Raw genomic sequence first — 19619 nt, 5'->3', positions numbered from 1 at the left:
CATGGCTAAAATGACACTTGAGGAGCTGAGAAGGCTCAGGGAACAGAAACAGAGCGAGCTGCAGAAGCGCGACATCGAAGGGAAGGATTCCCGCATTGTGGTGGGAATGGGTACTTGCGGTATCGCCGCCGGTGCAAAGACTGCACTTGACACCTTCCTGCAGGTCCTGGAAGAAAAGAAGATTGAGAACGTCTCGGTCACCCAGACCGGATGCATGGGCCTGTGCTATGTAGAGCCGACCATCGAGGTCATCGTTCCCGGCATGCCCGACGTGATTTATGGGAAAGTGGATGCTGCAACCGCCCGCAAGATTGTTGAGCAGCACATCATCGGCAAGCAATTGGTGACCGACCATATGTTCGATCGGCCGGCAGCTGACATCATCAAGAAGAACGGGGGTAAATAATGGCGTTCAGAAACTACATCTTGGTCTGCGGAGGTACCGCTTGTGAGTCAAGCCGCTCGGACCAGATTTACCAGAACCTGATAGAGGAGTGCAAGGCACAGGGAGTCGCTGACGAAGTACAGGTCGTCAAGACCGGCTGTTTTGGTTTCTGCGAGCAAGGCCCGATCGTCAAGATCCTTCCCGAGGACTCTTTCTATGTGAAAGTCACTCCAGAGGATGCCAAGGAGCTGATCAGCGAGCATGTCATCAAGGGCCGTGAAGTCACCCGCCTGCTCTATGACAAGGAGTCGAGCCGCAAGCATGCCAAGGTTGAGGACATCCAGTTCTACCAGAAGCAGTTCCGCATCGTACTGCGCAACTGCGGTTTCATCGATCCCGAGAACATCGACGAATATATCGCCCGTGAAGGGTATCAGGGTCTGGAAAGGGCTCTCTTCGAGATGACCGGTGATGAGATCATCGAGGAGCTGAAGACTGCAGGCTTGCGCGGTCGCGGCGGTGCAGGCTTCCCGACCTGGATGAAATGGAATTTCTCCCGCCAGGTGCAAAACGACACCAAATATGTCGTTTGCAACGCTGACGAAGGCGACCCGGGTGCCTATATGGACCGCTCCACCTGTGAGGGCGACCCGCATTCGGTTCTCGAAGCCATGACCATCTGCGGAAAGACCATTGGAGCCCACCAGGGATTCATCTATATCCGCGCCGAGTATCCCTTGGCCATCCACCGTCTCGAGATTGCCATGAAGCAGGCCCGTGAATACGGCCTCTTGGGCCAGAACATCCTGGGAAGCGGTTTTGATTTCGACATTGAGATCCGTCTGGGAGCGGGTGCGTTCGTCTGCGGTGAGGAAACCGCTCTGCTGCAGTCCATCGAAGGCAAGCGCGGCATGCCCCAGCCTCGTCCCCCATTCCCTGCTGTCAAGGGCTTGTGGGGCAAGCCGACGGTCATCAACAACGTTGAGACCTGGGCGAACGTCCCGGTGATTCTCACCAAGGGCGGCAACTGGTTCAACAAGATCGGTACTGCCGACAGCAAGGGAACCAAGGTTTTCGCCCTCACCGGTAAAATCCGCAACTCCGGATTGGTGGAAGTCCCGATGGGAACCACCCTGCGTGAGATCATCTACGACATCGGCGGCGGCATCGCCCATGATAAGAAGTTCAAGGCTGTGCAGACCGGCGGTCCGTCCGGCGGCGTCATCACCGAAGAGAACCTCGATACCCCGATCGATTTCGGCTCGCTGATTCGAATCGGCTCGATGATGGGAAGCGGTGGTATGATCGTCATGGATGAAGACGACTGCATCGTCGACGTTGCGAAGTTCTACCTGAACTTCTCGGTCGATGAATCCTGCGGCAAATGTGCACCATGCAGAATCGGTGGAAAGTCCTTGTGCAACATCCTGGAGAAGATTACTTCAGGCAATGGCACACTCAAGGATTTGGACACACTCGCTACCATCGGTGAAGCCATGAAGAAGGGCAGTCTGTGTGCTCTGGGACAGACCACTCCCAACCCGGTCCTCTCTACGATGAAGCACTTCAAGGAAGAGTATCTCGCCCACATCGTGGACAAGACTTGTCCCAGCGGCACCTGTAAGAAACTCATTTCCTACACGATCAATGCCGAGAAGTGTATCGGTTGTACGGCCTGCACACGCAAGTGCCCCGTCGCTGCAATCTCTGGCGAACGAAAACAGGTTCATGTCATCAATCAGGCTCTCTGCATCAAGTGCGGTGTCTGTATGGAGACCTGTAAGTTCGACGCCGTCGAAATCCACTAGGATCAGGAGAGGAGGAAACAATTGAGTATCGTACATGTGAAGATAAATGGCATCCCCGTTGAAGTTGAAGAGGGGACCAGCGTATTGAATGCGGCCAAGCAGGCCGGGGTCAAGATCCCGACCCTCTGCTACCATGAGGACCTCAAGCCCTTCGGCTCCTGCGGTCTGTGCATCGTGAAGCAGGAAGGCAGCGCAAAGATCATTCGTGCTTGTGCAGCACCGGTCAATGAAGGTCTGAGTGTCATCACCCACGACCGCGAGTTGTTTGAAGCCCGCAAGACCATTCTGGAACTGATTCTGTCCACGCACCCCTCCAGCTGTCTCTCCTGCATCCGCAATGGTGAATGTGAGTTGCAGAACATTGCTGCAGAGTTCGGCATCCGCGAACAGCCCTTCGAAGTCCGCCTCAGCGATCGGGAGAAAGACACCTCGTCGGCATCGATCGTGTTGGACCCTGAGAAGTGCATCAAGTGCGGACGCTGTGTACAGGTCTGCCAGGACCTGCAGGGTGTCTTCGCCCTTGAGTTCATCGGACGCGGTGATGAGACCTGCATGGCTCCCGCCGCCATGCTCAAGCTTGACGACAGCCCCTGCGTGCGTTGCGGCCAGTGTGCTGCACACTGCCCCGTCGGTGCCATCTATGAGAAGGATGAGAATGCAACCTTCCTTGCAGCTGTTGCCGACCCTGAGAAGCAGGTCGTCGTCCAGATCGCTCCTTCGATTCGTGTAGGCTTGTCCGAATCCTTCGGCCTTCCTGCAGGAACTGTGACCACCAAGAAAATCTATGCCGCAATCCGCAGGCTTGGTGCAAAGACTGTGCATGACACCAACTTCGGTGCCGACCTCACCATCATGGAAGAGGGGACCGAGCTGGTCACGAGGCTGACCAAGGGCGGCGCCCTTCCCCAGCTGACCAGCTGCTGTCCGGCTTGGGTCGACTACGTACAGAAGTACTATCCCGACCTGCTCGACCATGTATCGAGTGCCAAGAGCCCGATGCAGATGGTGGGAGCCATCGAGAAGACGTTCTACGCCGAGCAGATGGGTATCGACCCGGCGAAGATGTACACCGTTGCCATCATGCCTTGTACCGCCAAGAAGTATGAGTCCGAACGCGACGAGCATATGTATGCCAGCGGCCACAAGGATGTGGACCTGGTGTTGACCACCCGGGAGTTCGCCCGCCTGATCAAGAGCCAGGGAATTGATTTCCTCTCGCTTGCAGAGGAAGAAGCCGATAGTCCGATCGGCGAGTACAGCGGTGCCGGCACTATTTTCGGTGCCACCGGCGGCGTCATGGAAGCTGCGGTCCGCACCGCCTACCATGTCGTAACCGGCAAGGAACTGCAGAACGTTGAAGTCGATGTGGTCCGCGGTCTTGCCGAGATCAAGAAGGGAACCGTTGACTTTGATGGAACACCGGTTCGAGTTGCTGTTGTGCATGGCCTGTCCCATGTCAAGGAAGTGATGGATGAAATCCGTGCTGCCAAGGCAGAGGGCAAGCAGGCTCCCTATGAGTTCATCGAGGTTATGGCCTGTCGCGGCGGTTGTATCGCCGGTGGCGGACAGCCCTATGGTGCAACCGATAGTCTGCGCAATGAACGCTCGGCAGGCCTTTATGCCGACGACAAGAACAGTGCAGTGAGATGCTCGCACCAGAACGAGTCGATCCAGAAGCTTTACGAGACTTTCCTCGAAAAGCCGATGAGCCACAAGGCCCATCACCTCTTGCATACCACCTATCAGGATCTTCCTGTTTACAAGGCCTGATGGTTGGCCAGTATCCAATGTGCCCGGCCCCCGACAGGCCGGGCCTTTCTCTTTCATGACAGGACCCGGGCAGCAATGTCCGGGTCTCTCTCATCTGAGCGATGATGAGGACAGCTCATCTACCCGCAAGGAAAAAACCAGCATGAGATGACATTTGACAGGGGTGATGCGGATGCAACAAGGTGTTGCGTACCGGCGCCAAGGGCTTGGTATCGGGAGGATGTCCATCACAAGGCGCCACCACCAAACGAGCGAAGTTTCTTTTATTTGAGCTCGTTGCAATTGATGTGCTGATCATTGCAGGAGTATGGACGGGGACGGTGCGGCATTGATTGAGAATGGGGAGGCGGGAACTTTACAGCTCCCGCCTGCACAATTGATCAGGGGATTCTGAACAGAAGCAGTGAAGAAGAACTTTTGGATGTGATGACCAGCATATCCTGCTTCAAGGACATATCCATTCTCGATGCTTGGTAGGACTCCAAGCCCTTGGTATCCAGATGGGTTGCTGCAAAGCTTGGAGACGGGCACTGGAAGGTCAGCAAGGTGGTAGGAGTGAGGACATACAGCTTGGTTCCCGACGGGTTGGGCAACAGCTGCACGATGCCGTCCATGTTTCCTATCCCGTTTTCTCCCGAAGAGTATACCTCCATCTGTTCCCAGGTTCCATTCGCATAGGTGAATCTTCCCACATCGTTGTCTGTTGCATACATCAGGTTGTCATCGTTCAAAAACTTCACCTCGGCTACATTGTTCAGATACGGGGTGTTGCCTGAGTTGAATTCAACCGGATTGGTGAATGGGACGACGATGGTGCCCTGGCGAAAAATTTTCAGCATGGAATTTTCTTTCAGGGTGAGCGCCGAGGATTTTCCTGTAGCGCTGATGGCCATACCTGCATACGGAATGTTGTACTGTGGATATCGCGTGTAGTAGTAATCCGAATACAGGTCTTTTTCTGCATTTACATAGAAATTCGTCTCAACAACATGGTCCTTGAGAGGATGCAGGCCGTAAAGAATTCCAGAACTGCGAACGAGGGTAAGGTCGGTGAGATAGGGGAACGTGAGGTCTCCCGGTACGATGTATCCGTATCTGTTGTTGCGGCTAAGACGCTTGGTAAGCGACGAGGTGGCGATGTCGTACTCATAGATGGTCAAAGCCGGTGTAACCGAGTCGGCAATGACCACCCTGTTTGAAGCGTGGTCGACCAATAGTTCGGTGATGCCGCTGGTGCAGAACCCATCGGCTGCGGTGTAGGTGTGCACGACTTCCAACGAATCACGGACAATCCTGCAGACTTGGATGGTCTGCGCTTGATTACTGGCCAGCAAAATCTTTCCATCGGGAAGGAATGCCGCATGGGCATCGATTCCGATATGCATACCGCCGGTATTGTCCTGTACCGTGCTGACGAGGATCGGGACTCCGGTCTCCCCGTTTACAGTGGCGGTGAAAGAGATGCTGGCCGACCCGGAACTAGCCTTCAGGGCCCCCTTTGCAATGACGTCCAAACGATGGGTGCCGCTGGCCGGAGTGAAAGAGCAGTCCAAGCCAGCGCCTATCAGGACCCCGTCGAGGTACCAATCGACCGCCAGATTCGATGTATCGGCGGCACTCAGGCTGACGGTGACCGGCTGCAGGGCGTTGACCGTATCACTGATTCCCAGAATCGTGCACACCACCGGAACCCCGAGCTGGTTGACCAGGGTCAAGCCGGAAGGGACGTTGGCATACTTGTCCAACTGCAGCGTGATTACTCCCTCGGTGGTCCTGTTGCCCACGATTCTCACCACCTCCGCACACCCTGCAACGGCGGTGCCGCCGCTGAAGAGCTGGGCCTTCAAAAGGTAGGAGCCTGCCGAATAGTGTCCTGAATAGGTCACCGAGCCTTCGGCCATGTTGTTGGTGGTAGGGCTGAGAACCTGGGTGTTGCCCTGTTCATCGGTGAGGTTCACCTGCAGCGAAGGGTCGCTGACATTCAGGGCGTTCCATGCAAGCTGGATGCTCAGCAGCCCTTTGCCTGCCAGGCTGTCCAGTTCGATGGTGACCGGTGACGGCTCCGGTGTCAGATTGACTGTCGCCTGACCTGTCACCAGATCGACGCCGTTGCTGTTCTGGCCTACAGCAGTGATGGTCCAATTGCCGATCAAGAGCCCTTCCACTTCCAGATTTTGCGTGGTGCTCATGACACTGAAGGTGGTTCCCTGGGGGCCTTCGCCTTCCACCACATAACGCGACACTTCCAGGGGAGTGTCTTGGGGAACCAGGGAGCGTTCAGCCGCTTCCTTGCTCACCATTCTCAACTGCAAGGTGGACCGAGCCGCGCTCTCCTCCTTGCATCCTCCGAGCATCAGGCACAAAAGGCCTATGAGGGGGATGAGAAACCAATGAGAAGTGATTGATGTTCTATTCATTCTTTCCTCCGACCACAAAGGAAGGAAGGGTGGGAAATCGCTTCACATCTTTTCTTTTTTCTCTTCAACGGGTACATTCAGTGCATGCAAGCATTGATCAAGATCGCCCTATTGGCCTTGACCCTGGTTCTGGTATTCATCAACCCCCTCTACATCGGACGGGTGGTCTACTATTCACTCTTTCCCCTGCTGTTTGTCCTGGTGTGGCTGTTCTACCGCACCTCCTACGTCGTCAGCGAGAGAGCAGTGCGCAAAGCAACCACAGAGCCTTTTTCCTACTCCTGTTTTTGCGCCCTTGTCCCTCCCGTGGATGACGGGGACCTCATCCGCGGAAGGCTGATCATTACCGACAAGCGGCTCGCCCTGTTTCAGAAGGATGCAAAGCAGAAAGCCGTCAAGGAAGTCTGGAGCATGGATATTGCCGAGGTCAAACACTTCACCGTCGGACAGGTGCTTTCGGTGCGAAAAGGAGTCACCTTCCTTGCCGAAGAGCGGGAGGCTCGGTTCGTAGGCCATCGGATTGCAAAGGACAAAGAAGCGATCACCATCGCCCTCGGCTGGAAACAAGCCTAGAAACTGTAACTGAACCCTACACGCATCGGCTCAAGGGAGAAATTGAAATCAGGGCTTGTGATCACCCACTGAGCCTGGATTCCCGCCTGGTAGAAGAAACGCAGGTTCTCCACGATTTCATAGGAGAAGCCGCCCAGCACTTTCGCCGTCAATCCAAACTCGGGGCTTGTCCCGAAGAAGAAGGTCGGGCCGAGGGAGATGGAGAGCGGAATATTGAAGGCCTCATCCTTCCTGAACGTCCATTGCCCTTTCGCCAGCACGCTGAGTTGGTTCTCGCCGCCGTCTCTCTCATACTCCAAGGCACCTCCGAAACTAAAGAGTGTATCGGTGTGCTTCAGAATATCCAGCTGTACCGAAAATCCACTATTGCCCAAAGCGGGAAGGTCGAAATTTGCAAACGATACTGCCGTCCCGATTGTCCAGCCCAACGGCTCGGGATCGATCTCTACACGGGAGGTGGGGATTTGCGGGGTCTGGGGCGCTATGGGGGTGAGCACTACTTTCCCGCTCTCACTTGCAGCCTCTGGAGGGCTCTCCTGCCCGTCTTGCATTGCAACCGGTACAAGTGGCGCTTCACCGATGGTCGTCTCTTCAACCGGCAGCTCCCGATCGTCGGCAACAGGCTCCTCCGGTGCTGTCTCCGCCTCGGCGGATGCCTTCACCAAAGGCGGTTCAGGGGCGAACGGAATCGGTACTTTGGGGGCGCTGGAAACGGGAAGCTTGAGCAATCCTGACTTCAGCAGCGGGTCGATGGGAGGGGGGAGTGGATCCGTATTTGTCAGGATCGGCTGCTCGATGGGCACTTCTGCAATGGGCTCTTCTGGTACCATGGCCTCTTTGGCTTGCACCTCTAGTTGCACAGGTTCCTCAATGACCGCGGGTTTGGGTTCTTCTTCAGGGATGGGTTGGATAGGAGGCTGCAACAGGGCTTCAGCCGGCTGCGACGGCTGAGGCTGCAGCTGTTCACCTTGCTCAGGGGCACGAGTCTGAGGCCTCATCGCAAAGTACCAGTACGTACCGCTCAGTACCACGAGGCAGGCTACGACTATCAACACTACCGACAAAGTCTTATTCACAACATACTCCTTACAGTAACTATAACACCACAAGAGGGCTTTCTTGTACAAGTCTAACACGGGTTGATGCCCTCAGTATCATCATTTCCTTCTTTTTTGGTGAAGATTTGTGCATTTGTTCCCTCCCGGGGGTACCCTTTTTGGAGAATTTCAGCACCTGGGGATGCGTGATAAGGTCTGCAAACGGAGGGTATCGTATGCGGATCCATCTTGTCGCCTTGGTTTTGCTGCTTCCTTTCAGCCTTTCTGCACGGCATGCAGGATTGGCGGTCTCCCTCGACCTCTGCTCGCTGGACAGCCTTGCCTATGATACTGCAATCGTCCGCATGGAAGCAGCCTTGGATGTTACACCGGAGTTCAGCCTGAGCATGCCCCTGACCTTGACGGCAGAGCGGTACTTGGGAGGAGTGCAACTGTGGGAGACAGGCGTATTTCTCCAGTACCACCCGCTTGGTTGGGACCTGTTCCTCTCGCTTTCCCTGATGCAGGTCTCCTTCCTTGCCAACCATCCCTATGAGGATGGGATGCAGCTGTTGTTCCTGAACGAAATGGCTGTAGGGTGGCAATGCTCCTTCCCCCCGTCCATTGTCGTCATACCGAGTGTGATCATCAAGGATCCCAATCACATCCTCACCGAGGAGTATGGAACATTGCAATCTCTGTTTACACGGTTTCCCATGGTTCGCTTCGCTCTGCTTGTCGGATGGACGTTTCCTGTTCCCTCATCCAAGAGTGCAGGGCGGTGAATATTTTGCATGAACAGGAAGGAGGAAGATTCTATGATACGCACATTAGGCAATTGGGTGGTGGTTATCCTGCTTGTCCTGCCTCTCAGCGGATGTTCGATGGGCTGGGAAATGCAGAGCAAGGCAAAAATCAGCGATGACCAACTGTTTCCTGCTGTATCGGAGATGATCGAGCAGCAGAAGGATGTGGTATGGCCGTATCTGGAGGAGGACCTGCAGCGGGGGCTTGCCTCGAGGCAGGTCAATGCCGGCGAGATCGTGACCAATACCTTGGAGGAGGAACAAGGCCGCCAATATCTGGAGTTCTGCTACACGGTAGGCATGGATGCGGATATTGAGGAGGTCGTTGCGTTCGCCCATGGGCTGTTGAATGAACAGGAGCAGCAGGAATTGGATGAGAAGCTTGAGGCTGCACGAACGCTCATGCTGGACAAGGCTGAGGTGCTCAGCAGGGGCCTGGCGCCCAGCCAGCGTGCGGCATTCTGGAAGGATATGCAGAAACTGGTCACCAGGACGCTGGTGCTCTTTACCGCAGGCGTCGTCTATGCGTGCATCCCTACGGTGGTGTTCTGGGGAAAAGTCTCTGCAGCAACCGCCATCGCAGTAGCAACAGGAGTGGTTGCCAGCACCGTCATGTCCATCTGGCGGTACTATCAGTTCGGCGGCAGCATCGACGAGTCGTTCGGTGACTGGCTGACCAGCGTCACGACCGAGCCTGAGCTATCGTATGCCCTGGCGGCAAGTGTGATTGCAGTGGGCAACACCCTCAAGCGGGGTGCGGTGGTGACAGGAATCATCATCTGCGTGTTTGCCCTGTACAACGTGGTGGACATGGTCAAACCGATGCTTGCCAAATACAATTTCGGTGTTTGAGCAAGCCCTGTGTTTCTGAGGTTGCTCCAGCCAGTGCTTTGTGAAATACTATGTGCATCACGAACATCAGCAAGGAGCTCCTCACCATGTCTACTTCCCTGAAAAACGAAATCCTGTCACGGTTCCTCCGTTATGCAGTCATCGATACCATGAGCGACGACCAGGCTGTGGCCGTCAAGCACCCCTCCACCGACGGTCAGTGGGATCTGTTGAACCTGCTCGTCGATGAATTGAAGGCCCTCGGCATCAGCGACATCCAAGTCGATCCCAACGGGGTGGTCATCGCAAGACTGGCTTCCAACATCGATCACCCGGTGCCCACCGTTGCCTTCATGGCCCATGTCGATACCGCAGATGATGTCATGGGAAACAACGTAAAGCCAAGAGTGATTGACTCCTACGACGGCAAGGATATCGTGCTGAACGAACAGTACACCCTTGTGGCCGAAGAAAATCCCGAGCTGGCCAAGTATGTGGGGGAGACGATCATCGTCACCGACGGCAATACCCTGCTGGGCAGCGACGATAAAGCCGGCGTGGCTGAGATCATGAGTGCCGCCGCCTATCTGAAAGCCCATCCAGAGGTCAAGCACGGGGTGGTGGAGTTCATCTTCACCAGCGACGAGGAGACCGGCTCTGGCATGAATACCTTTCCCTACGACAAGATCAGCTGCGACTACTGCTATACCATCGATGGGGGAAAACGCTTCGAGATTGAGAGCGAGTGCTTCAATGCAGCAACGGTGAAGGTCCATTTCAGCGGTGTCAGCTATCACTTGGGCATGGCCCGCGGCAGGCTTGTCAACGCTCTGACGATGGCCTCGTTCTTCATCAATGCCCTTCCCCAAGCGGAAAGCCCGGAAGCAACCGATGGCCGTTACGGTTACTACTGCGCCCAAAACATAAGCGGAACCAGCACCGAGGTTGAAATCACCCTCTACCTCAGGGATTTCGACCTGGACATCCTGAATCGCAGAATCGATGCGATCAAGAGTCTTGCTGCCGCCACCGAGGCTCTCTATCCGAACGGAAAGGTCAGCGTCGATGCAAAACACATCTACTACAACATGGCCCTGGTTGCAGCAAAGAAACCCTTTGCCATGGAGAATCTCTATGAGGCAGGCCGGCAGCTCGGCATGGAACTGCAAAGCAGCTTGATTCGAGGCGGCACGGATGGAGCGCGCATGGCGAATGAACGCGACATACCTTGTCCGAACATTTTCACCGGCGGTCACAACCTGCATTCACGCTTTGAGTGGGCGGCTCTTCCTGCCATGGTGGATGCCTGCCGCCTGATCATCAAGATTGTCGAGGTGGGTGCTTCGAAATGAAGTGGCTCTGCTCTCTCCTTCTTTGCCTGCTTCTCTTTTCGCTTCCGGCCGCATCCCTTGAGATTGACAGTGCAAGCACCGTTTCCGAGCAGGTCCGCCTGTCTGTCAGGCGGGCCTTGGAGCGTGCGGTGCTGCCGCTGCTCAAGGAAGATGAGACGCTTGTCGCCCATATCGATACAGCGGTCCTCAATCTTTCCGTCGGAGAGCGGCACCTCGCACTTGATATGCCCGGTCATGAACAGGACCTGGAAACGTTTCTGGTCTCCAACCTCGCCTATGACGGGCTTGTCCTGGTTGGGGAGCTTCCTCCCTTCGGCTTGGAGTTTGTCCTTGATCGGGGCTTTGCCGTCGAAAACAGCTCAAAGACGCTCATCGGTGAAGGTCGGCCCTACTGGGTATTGGACGGCCAAGGCCGAAAACGCGGAGTGGTGGTCGCTTCTCATGTGCGAACCAGCGAGCCCAAGTTGGCCTTCCTCCAGCAGACGGCAGGGGGAGAGCTCCTTGCCGGCATGGCCCTTGCCCCCATGGGGTTGTTTCCCCTCAGTGTCGAATCCAGCATCCATGTTGATGGCTCGATAGGAGTGGGCGTTGGTACTTCCTATCCCCTGCCTTCCTATCCGCTGTGGTTGCACTTGGGTTTCAGCACCCCCGATTTTGAGCAGGGGTATCTGGTTGTCGGGCTGGGCTCTGCACTCCCGCTCTCCCATCTTTTCTCTTCCAAGAGCCATTTGGTTCGTTCCCTCAGCCTTGAGGCAAAGGCTCTCGTCGGTATAGGCACCTTTTTTGCATCAGGCGGACTCTCCTATATGGGCGAGGGAAGCCTTTCTGTGGTGTATCACCAGGGAGCCTGGGCTTTCAGGCTGGGAGCGGGGAACCACCTTGCGGCCTCCAGTCAATCGTTGGTGCGTCAAGGGCTTTTCCTCAGTCTCGGAACATCGTACACTTATACACCATGAAACACGCATTGCGCACACTCTTGATCGGCCTTCTCTTCAGCCTGATGCTCTCATCCTGCTCGTCGCTGTCCGACTTGGTGCGTTCCCAGGTGGAAGGTCTTCCCTCCTGGGTGTACAGCCCCCAGACACGAAGCGACCAGGTGGCATTTGTCGGACAGGGGAGTGCAGCGGTGGCATACAATGCAAGGCTGCTTGCGTACGAGGACATCCTGAAGCAGATATCGGAGTATGTCGGTGAGGATGTGCGCAGTGCCTACTATCGCGAGCTGACCACCACCAACGCCATCGCGGACCTCAAGCTCACCATTTCCAGCGAACATGAACGGACCGAAGGCCGCTTGCAGAACCATGTGTATCTTTTGGCCCGCTTGGATGCCGGGCTGCTTGCCGGCAAGCGGACAAGCGTCTACAACGAAATCTTGAAACGCGATGCTGATATTGAAGAACTGCTGAAACAGGCCGACCGCTCCTATCGTGCCAATGATGACACAACAACCATCCGTCTCTATCTGGAGGCGGCGATTCTTGCCGCCCAAGGACCGGTCAATGTCAAGAAACACGAGTTGCCATACCTTTTGGAGAAGGCCCAAACCTTTATCTCATCGCTGCAACTGTCCCTGCGTGATGCCGACCCATCCAAGGCAACCGTGAGTGTGTATGTCCGCCGCAAGAGCCGGCTGCTCTCCCCGAAGGTCCTCAAGGCATCGGTCACAGCGACGTTCCAGGCTCGAAACAGCCTGGGAAGGTCGTATACCGATTTCTTGCAGTTCAACACCGCCGGTGATGGGTTTTTCTCCTTTGTTCCCTACAACCAAGGATTGCACAAGAGTGGTGAAGTGGTTTTCTCCCTCGATTTCACCGATTTGCGCAATCGGATTTCATCTGCATTGGATGCTCAGGCCATCGCACCCATCCTCGCTGCCATGGATGAGTGCCGCATCGAATTCCCCTATTCGATAGCTTCACCGGTGGCCGGCCGGATGGTGGCAGCACAGATACAGGCCTTCAACCAGCAAGGGGCCCTTCTCCCCCAGGGCAGTGCCCTGCAATCCTTCAGCGAAGAACTGGCCCTTGACGGCATCGCTGTCCAGCAGGTCTCCCTGGGTTCTGTGGAATTGGAAGAACAACTTGCCCAATTGCAAACGATGTATCCTCAAGGTGCATTGGCTTTGTTGGGGACGGTGGGAGTGCTCTCCACCCAGCAGATACAGGAAAAGCAGGTGGTGGTGGTCTCAGGACGGGTACGGATCCACGACCTGGAAAACCAAAGCGTGCTGTATGACACCGCTGAAGTGGAAGCCGTGGCTTCGGGAGCCACCTTGCTTGAAGCACGCGAAGAGGCCTTCAGGCGTTTCGGCTCCATGGCAAGCTACCTGGTGAGGGACTTCCTGTTCAAGCGTTGAATAGCGCAAGCAGGGCCTTCGGATTGTTGCTGATGATTCCCATGGCACCCCGTTCAAGCAAGGATGCCGCTTCGTCGGGATCATCGACTGTCCAGGTACAGAGCTGATAGTTCCACTCTCTTGCCTGATCGAACTGCTCCTTCGGCGGTTTGAGATAGGCCGGCCGCACCAAATGCCTGCCTTGGCCGTGCCGAAGGATTTTCGGTACGGAGGACGAGTCGCTGTAGATGATGGCTGTGGGGATGCTGTTTTTGCTGATGCGCTTGAATCGCAACAGGCTGACGGGGTTGAAGGAGCTTAGCAAGGCCCGGCTCTTGAGGCTTTTCATTTCAAGCAGGGCAAGCACGGCAGCTTCCAGGCCGAGGTTTGCTGTTCCCTCGGCTTTCAACTCGATGTCATACAACACCTTGTCCCGACAGAGGTCGAGCACCTCTTCCAGCAGCGGTATATGCTGACCGTCGCCGACGTCGATCTGCTTCAGCTCTTGATGGTCCAGTTCGTCGATGCGCCTGTCAATGCCGGCTATGCGCTTCAGGTCGTAATCGTGGAAAACCACCAGCTCACCGCTTTTGCACCTCTGCACATCGAGCTCAATCCCGTCGATGTGCATATCCAGGCAGGCTTTGAAGCTCGCAAGGGTGTTCTCCGGATGATCGAACGAGGAACCGCGATGGCCGAAGAGGACCGGTTTGTCAAAGACTTGCTGCATTATGGTGTCCCCCAGCGGAGGCGAAAGACCTCAGCCTTCCAGAGTTCCGTGTCGATGGTCTCAAGAACCAAGGGGATATGTTCGAAAGTCGGCCAGCCGATGGTCCCCTTCCCAAGGCTCTCATGACGGTCGAGCCTGCTTGCCGCCGGCTCTTTTGCATCGTTGAGATGCATGCCCCTGAGTTTGTCCAGCCCGATGAGGGTGTCAAACCGTGCAATGGCCTTCTCAAATTCCTCGATGCTGCCGAGATTGTACCCTGCAGCATGTGCATGGCAGGTGTCGATGCAGAACCCCACCCGCTCTTGTGTCCTGCACTGCTCATACAGGTAGGCAAGCTCTTCGAAATTGGAGCCCAGATTGGATCCTTGGCCTGCAGTATTCTCTATGACTGCAATGGCATTGCCGGTCTCGGAAAGTGCGATGTCCAGACTCTCGGCAACCAGGCGCAACCCCTCTCGGGCATCCACCTGGTTGAGGTGTGAGCCCGGGTGAAAGTTGAGGAGCTTCAGTCCCAGCTGCTCCACACGCTTCAGTTCATCGATGAAGGCATCCAGACTCTGCCGCCGTTTCACTGAATCAGGATTTGCGAGGTTGATCAGATAGCTGTCGTGCACCAGGATCTGGCTGGAGCTGAAATCCAAGGACTCGCATGTTTTGACAAAGAGCGCAATTTCCTCAGGGTCCAGCGGCTTGGCCTTCCACTGCCTCTGATTCTTGGTGAACATGCCCAGTGCATTGGCACCGAGCTCGTGGGCCGAGATGAGGGCGTTCTGAAGTCCTCCAGCGATGCTGGTATGAGGTCCAATCGTATGCATAGAGGAAACCTAGAGCTTTAGGGCAGGGTTGTCAATCATCTGAACTCATGGTAGTGTCCTCCTTACAGAGAGAGGAGCGATACAGGATGAGCGAACGGCAATGGGCCCTTGGCGATGAGGTATCCGGGTTTCAGTTGGTAGAGATTTCCACCCTGCCTGAGTACAAGGGCGTCGGGTACTTGTTTCGACATATTGAAACCGGTATGGAAGTGTTCCAGGTGGTCAATGAGGACAGCGAGCTCTTTTTCAGCTACGTGTTCAAGACGCTGCCAGGCAACGACTGCGGAATCGCCCACATTCTGGAGCACTGCGTGCTTGCCGGCTCGGCGCGTTACCCGGTGCGCGATCCGTTCATGACGTTGCTCAAGGGCAGCACCAACACCTTCATGAATGCCATGACCTACCCGGACAAGACCCTGTATCCAGCGGCCAGCCCGCTGAAGAAGGACTTTGACAACCTCTTCAGTGTGTACACCGATGCAGTATTCGCCCCGCTTCTGAGAGAGGAGACTTTCTGGCAGGAAGGGGTGCGCCTGGTCACCGACGGTGAGAACCTTCACTTTGAAGGGGTTGTCTACAACGAAATGCTCGGAGACAGCTCCGACCATGACTCGATTGTCGGCAAGAGCAGTGTTCGTTCCCTGTTTCCCGATACTCCCTACGCCTTTGAATCGGGGGGGAATCCCGAACAGATCGTCCGCCTCGATTATCAACAGTTTCTCTCTTTCTACAGCCAATTCTACCATCCCTCCAACTGCAAGCTGTTTCTATTTGGAAACCTGCCGGTGGGAGAGAAGCTGGCCTACCTCGATCAGGAGTATTTGAAGACCCGCGGTTCGCTTCGGGTGAACAGCACCTGCAAGCTGGCCAAAGGCTGGAAGCAGGAGCGCAGTGTCACCTTCACCAGTCCGATGGAGGAGGGGCAGACCAAGGAGAGTTCCTCGGTTGTCCTCTGCTGGGCCACCGGCGAGGTGACCGATTCCTTGGCTTTGATCACCCTTTCAACCCTGGTGGACATTCTTCTGGGAAATCCGGCTGCACCGCTGTACAAGGCGCTGCTTGACAGCGGGCTTGGATTGGATATCTCTCCAGAAAGCGGGATGAGCGCCGACTTCAGGCAGATGCCGTTTATGGTCGGTTTCAAAGGAATCGATGCACAGAAGGCAGAGCAGGCAAGAGCTTGCATCCTCAACTCACTGGCGGACATCATCAAGCAAGGCTTGGACAGCGAATTGGTCGCCTCCAGCCTGAAGCGTGCGCGCTTCAAGCAGCTGGAGATTCCCGGGGGCATGCCCAATGGGCTGAGGGCGTTGAACCGGAGTCTTCGTGGTTGGATCTTCGACCTCGGCCCCAGCGCCACCATCCAGTCGGCGCCCTTGCTGGAAGAGCTCGAGCGGAAGCTGGAGGAAAATCCCCGATATTTCGAGGATTGGATGCAGGTCAATCTCATCGACAACCCCCACCGGTGCCTGGTGACGGTAAAAGGGGATGCCGAGCACCAAAAACGCCAAAGTGATTCAATCGCGCGATACGCCCAGCAAGTCAAGGAAGAGCTGGGAAAGAAGGGGATGAAGCAGATCGCCTTGCAGAATGAGCGGTTTGCCGCATTTGAGAATGAGGGTGATACACCCCAGGCGTTGGCGACTGTACCGTACCTGCGTTTGAGCGACCTGCCCGGCACGATCAAGCCGAATACCCATGATCATGTGCTTGCAGGCGGGCGGGACCTCTTCATCAGGCCGCAGTTCTGCAACCAGATCGTCTATGCCGATATCAGCTTGGATATTGCCGACTTCTCCGAGCGTGAGTTGCTGTTGCTTCCCTTCTATACAAGGCTGGTGCAGATGACCGGTATGGGCGAGCTCTCCTATGTACAGGTAGCCACCAAGCTCAAGCACCTGACCGGCGATTTCAACCTCTTTGTCGAGATGGGCTCGTCGTGCAATGATGAGGATGTTCTGGTGCTGCTCTGCCGGGCCAAAATGCTGGTTGAGGATTTTGAAGAGGCGATGCATTTCATCCAGCGGTTGCTGTTTGAAGCCAAGGTCGATGACCTGAAGCAGATCAAGCAGGTGCTGAACAACTATAAAACCGATTTTGCAGACAGCATAACCTACAGCGCCCACAGTTTTGCCTCCCTGTGTGCGGCCAGCGTCTTCAGCCCGGTCCAGTACGAAGGCGAGCAGCTTTCCGGTCTGCACCAGTGGTTCTTCCTCGATGCCCTGACCGACGACGACCTGCCTCAATTGGCTGAACAGATGCTCGCACTGCAGCAGAAGCTGAACAATCGCAATCGTCTGATCACCCACCTCAGCTGTGATGAACAGACTGTCCCGTCCCTGATTCCGGTCGTTGATCGCTTTGTTCTGGGGTTCGAGGACAAGGGCCCCGTTATCGCCAAAAAACGCAGCTACGATGCAGTCAGCAAGGGTGAAGTGCACGAGGTGCAGCTCTATCGGCTTCCCTCCACGGTCAGCTATGCAGCCTATGCCCTGAGAACCAGTGCACGGGGCAGCATCGAACAGGCGGCCCAAGTCTTGCTCGGCCAGATTCTCAGCGGAAACGACCTGTGGGAGGTGATCCGCGGTCAGGGAGGAGCCTACGGGGTGTCGGCCACTGCCGATGTGATGGAGCAGGTGTTCGTGTTCTCCACCTATCGCGATCCTCGGATCATCGGCTCGCTCAGTGACTTCAAGCGGGTGCTCGCCACATATGCAACCGAAGCCGTCGATGCCAAGCACATTGAGAATGCCTTGATTTCCACCGTCGGTTCCGAGCTCAAACCGCTCTCACCCGGCCAGGACTCCATCCTTTCATTCCGGCGGCTGCTCTACAAGATCAGCGATGAATTCAGGCTCATGCGCAGGGAGCAGTTGCTGGGCATGGACAGCGACAAGCTCAACAGGGGAGCCCAGGCGTTGCTGCAGTCGGCCGAGATGGAGGATTCCTATGTGGTGTTGGCTGGTTCCCAGTTGCTGGAAGCTGAGAAGATGAAGCATCCTATGCTTGATCGTCCTTCAATCCGTCTGCCGCTATAGATCGTTCGCCCCAGATGCGGGCCAGGCTGTTGAGGTCCTTGGCCGACTTGAGTTTGAGCACAACGCATTGACGGATGCTCGCCTGGCTTTTTGCAATATCCTCGGCCAAGGCTTTGCAGCAAGGGCTGCCGCACAGTCCGCAGTCGATGCCGGGCAGGGCTGCGAGGATGCGCTCGGCCTTGCGGAGTTTTTGCAATGCTTTTGCATGGTCGGTATCGAGTCCGAGTACCTCAAGGGGGGCGGCCGGTTCCAGATTGAGATTCTTGTAGAACGCACTCTTATGCCTCAGGATGCGTTCACACAAATTTTGGTCCAACTGCTTGGGGACGGTGCTGGACCAGTGCCTGAGCCGTTCGGTGGCCAGAAATCGGTTGCGGACCGTCAGGATTCCCCCGACGCATCCCTCTGCACAGGCATCAAGCTCCAAAAATTGCAGGTTCGTGTCCTGCTGGTCTTCCAGGATTTCCAAGAATTCAATGACATTGTGCATCTCGTCGACGGCCAGGCAGCGTCCGCTGTGATTCGAGCTCTGTCCCTTGACCAAGCTCCACCGTAAGGCTTTGCGGGTGCAGACGGGGAAGCTGAAAGCACGGGTTTCTTCCTGTACTGCTTCCTTGTGCTTTGCAAGGTATGCGCAAACAAGGTTGTATGCGGTATCGAAGTTGATGATTCCGTCGAAGAGACGATGTTCTTCCGATCCCTCGGTCTTGAACTGGGCGATTTTTGCAGCGCAGGGACTGAAGTAGAAGACGCCCAGGCCATCGGCAAGTGTCTTCAGTTCACTGCGGGCGAACATGGCCGTCACCTGTGCAGGGGAGCGAAGGGTGCTCAGATTGCCCACCAAGAGGGGGAACCTGACTTGAATCAGGCGCTGGACCGATGGACAGAAATTGCTGATCAGGGGAAGAGAGGAACTCTGGTCCTTTGCTTCAAGAACAGTAAGAATATCCACACCGGTTTCGGCAAGGTAGAGATGGGTGAAACCCAGCGCATATAGAGTTGTGATGATCTGACCAAGAGTCACCGAATCGTCGAACTGTGCAAAAAAAACAGCCGGTACAATGGCGACGCGGGTGGTGTAGCTTTCAAGCTGGGAAAGACTGTCCTGCTCGATGGCGATGGCGTTGTTCGGACAGACAGCCATGCACTGGCCGCATTCAATGCACAAGTCATTGTCGATCCGGGCTTTGCCCTTGGCGATGCGGATGGCCTGGGTCGGGCAGCGCTTCATGCAATGGGTGCACCCCTTGCAGGCATGTTCGACGATGTAGAGGGCGTGATGGAAAAGCTGGGTGCTCATACATCCTCCTTGAGATTGAAGAGCATGGTCAGATGGGTATGGTCGCCGGCTTTCGTATAGATGGAGAGCTTGTCACAGCTTTTTTGGATGTTCGGCAGTCCCATGCCAGCCCCGTATCCCAGTTCGCGTACTTCTTCGGTTGCAGTGGACCACCCCTCGGTTATTGCCAGGTCCAGGTCAGGGATGCCGGGGCCTGTATCGATGACCTGGACTTGGATTGTATCTTCCTCGAAGTCGCAGAGAATCCTGCCTCCGTAGGAGTGTGCAATGACGTTGACTTCAGCCTCGAAGACCGCGACTATGATGCGCTTGATCGTCAGGGGGGGGATGTTCAGCTGCTTGAGCAGCCGTTTGAGATTGCTTGCGGCAACCCCTGCCACCGAGAAGTCCTGAGCTGGTACGAGGTACTCTTGATGCAT

General features: G+C 55.8%; 16 protein-coding genes. 10 read left to right on the top strand and 6 right to left on the bottom strand.

Features of this window, described 5'->3' with window-relative positions; genetic code table 11:
• The first annotated feature begins 1 nt into the window (after position 1).
• The 3 genes from B3K89_RS06670 to B3K89_RS06660 are packed head-to-tail and all read left to right on the top strand — an operon-like array spanning position 2 to position 3963.
• The gene (locus B3K89_RS06670) at positions 2-406 is read left to right on the top strand and encodes a (2Fe-2S) ferredoxin domain-containing protein (RefSeq protein WP_293891554.1); all 405 of its coding nucleotides are present in this window, start codon (positions 2-4) and stop codon (positions 404-406) included.
• Positions 406-2193 carry an NADH-quinone oxidoreductase subunit NuoF gene (locus B3K89_RS06665; RefSeq protein WP_293891557.1) on the top strand — a complete coding sequence of 596 codons (1788 nt, stop codon included), beginning with the start codon at positions 406-408 and terminating at the stop codon, positions 2191-2193. Before B3K89_RS06670 ends, B3K89_RS06665 begins: the two co-directional genes overlap by 1 nt.
• A gap of 21 nt (positions 2194-2214) precedes the next feature.
• Complete coding sequence (locus B3K89_RS06660) at positions 2215-3963, top strand: NADH-dependent [FeFe] hydrogenase, group A6 (RefSeq protein WP_293891560.1); 1749 nt, start codon at positions 2215-2217, stop codon at positions 3961-3963.
• A 380-nt stretch (positions 3964-4343) separates the two neighbouring features.
• Here the strand turns inward: B3K89_RS06660 and B3K89_RS06655 are convergent, their stop codons facing one another.
• A complete protein-coding gene (locus B3K89_RS06655) occupies positions 4344-6380 on the bottom strand; it encodes a hypothetical protein (protein ID WP_293891563.1) in 2037 nt (678 codons plus the stop codon).
• An 84-nt stretch (positions 6381-6464) separates the two neighbouring features.
• Between B3K89_RS06655 and B3K89_RS06650 the strand changes: the two genes are divergently transcribed.
• Complete coding sequence (locus tag B3K89_RS06650; RefSeq protein ID WP_293891566.1) at positions 6465-6953, top strand: hypothetical protein; 489 nt, start codon at positions 6465-6467, stop codon at positions 6951-6953.
• Here the strand turns inward: B3K89_RS06650 and B3K89_RS06645 are convergent.
• Positions 6950-8029, bottom strand: a complete 1080-nt coding sequence (locus tag B3K89_RS06645) for a hypothetical protein (protein ID WP_293891569.1) — start codon at positions 8027-8029, stop codon at positions 6950-6952. The two genes, B3K89_RS06650 and B3K89_RS06645, sit on opposite strands and share 4 nt — an antisense overlap.
• 197 nt (positions 8030-8226) lie before the next feature.
• Here B3K89_RS06645 and B3K89_RS06640 point away from each other — a divergent pair, with 197 nt between their 5' ends.
• The 5 genes from B3K89_RS06640 (at position 8227) to B3K89_RS06620 (ending at position 13338) form a co-directional block, all read left to right on the top strand.
• Entirely contained in the window at positions 8227-8775 is a 549-nt protein-coding gene (locus B3K89_RS06640) for a hypothetical protein (protein WP_293891572.1), read from the top strand.
• 33 nt (positions 8776-8808) lie between these two features.
• Complete coding sequence (locus B3K89_RS06635; protein WP_293891575.1) at positions 8809-9648, top strand: hypothetical protein; 840 nt, start codon at positions 8809-8811, stop codon at positions 9646-9648.
• Between the two features lie 86 nt (positions 9649-9734).
• Positions 9735-10979: a peptidase T gene (gene pepT / locus B3K89_RS06630; protein WP_293891578.1), complete on the top strand. Its 1245-nt coding sequence runs from the start codon at positions 9735-9737 to the stop codon at positions 10977-10979.
• Positions 10976-11935, top strand: a complete 960-nt coding sequence (locus B3K89_RS06625) for a hypothetical protein (RefSeq protein ID WP_293891581.1) — start codon at positions 10976-10978, stop codon at positions 11933-11935. Before pepT ends, B3K89_RS06625 begins: the two co-directional genes overlap by 4 nt.
• Positions 11932-13338 (top strand): hypothetical protein, encoded by a 1407-nt coding sequence (locus B3K89_RS06620; RefSeq protein WP_293891584.1) that lies wholly within the window; start codon positions 11932-11934, stop codon positions 13336-13338. The genes B3K89_RS06625 and B3K89_RS06620 overlap by 4 nt, the downstream gene beginning before the upstream one ends.
• On the opposite strand, the gene B3K89_RS06615 is transcribed toward B3K89_RS06620, so the two are convergent.
• Together B3K89_RS06615 and nfo are read right to left on the bottom strand one after the other, a co-directional pair.
• Positions 13328-14047, bottom strand: coding sequence for a glycerophosphodiester phosphodiesterase (locus B3K89_RS06615; protein ID WP_293891587.1), 720 nt, complete (start codon positions 14045-14047; stop codon positions 13328-13330). The genes B3K89_RS06620 and B3K89_RS06615 overlap by 11 nt on opposite strands.
• A complete protein-coding gene (gene nfo, locus B3K89_RS06610; RefSeq protein WP_345907200.1) occupies positions 14047-14862 on the bottom strand; it encodes a deoxyribonuclease IV in 816 nt (271 codons plus the stop codon). The genes B3K89_RS06615 and nfo overlap by 1 nt, the downstream gene beginning before the upstream one ends.
• 86 nt (positions 14863-14948) lie before the next feature.
• On the opposite strand from nfo, the gene B3K89_RS06605 reads away from it, so the two are divergent.
• Positions 14949-17900 carry an insulinase family protein gene (locus B3K89_RS06605; protein WP_345907199.1) on the top strand — a complete coding sequence of 984 codons (2952 nt, stop codon included), beginning with the start codon at positions 14949-14951 and terminating at the stop codon, positions 17898-17900.
• Here the strand turns inward: B3K89_RS06605 and B3K89_RS06600 are convergent.
• Together B3K89_RS06600 and B3K89_RS06595 are read right to left on the bottom strand one after the other, a co-directional pair.
• The gene (locus tag B3K89_RS06600) at positions 17863-19200 is read right to left on the bottom strand and encodes a [Fe-Fe] hydrogenase large subunit C-terminal domain-containing protein (RefSeq protein ID WP_293891596.1); all 1338 of its coding nucleotides are present in this window, start codon (positions 19198-19200) and stop codon (positions 17863-17865) included. The genes B3K89_RS06605 and B3K89_RS06600 overlap by 38 nt on opposite strands.
• Positions 19197-19619 (bottom strand): ATP-binding protein, encoded by a 423-nt coding sequence (locus B3K89_RS06595; RefSeq protein WP_293891598.1) that lies wholly within the window; start codon positions 19617-19619, stop codon positions 19197-19199. The genes B3K89_RS06600 and B3K89_RS06595 overlap by 4 nt, the downstream gene beginning before the upstream one ends.

Origin of the sequence: Sphaerochaeta sp. UBA5849 (assembly GCA_002432715.1) — a bacterium.
Classification (GTDB): Bacteria; Spirochaetota; Spirochaetia; order Sphaerochaetales; family Sphaerochaetaceae; genus Sphaerochaeta.
The sequence above is the reverse complement of the archived record's forward strand: the minus strand, read 5'-3'. Positions and strand labels throughout refer to the sequence as shown.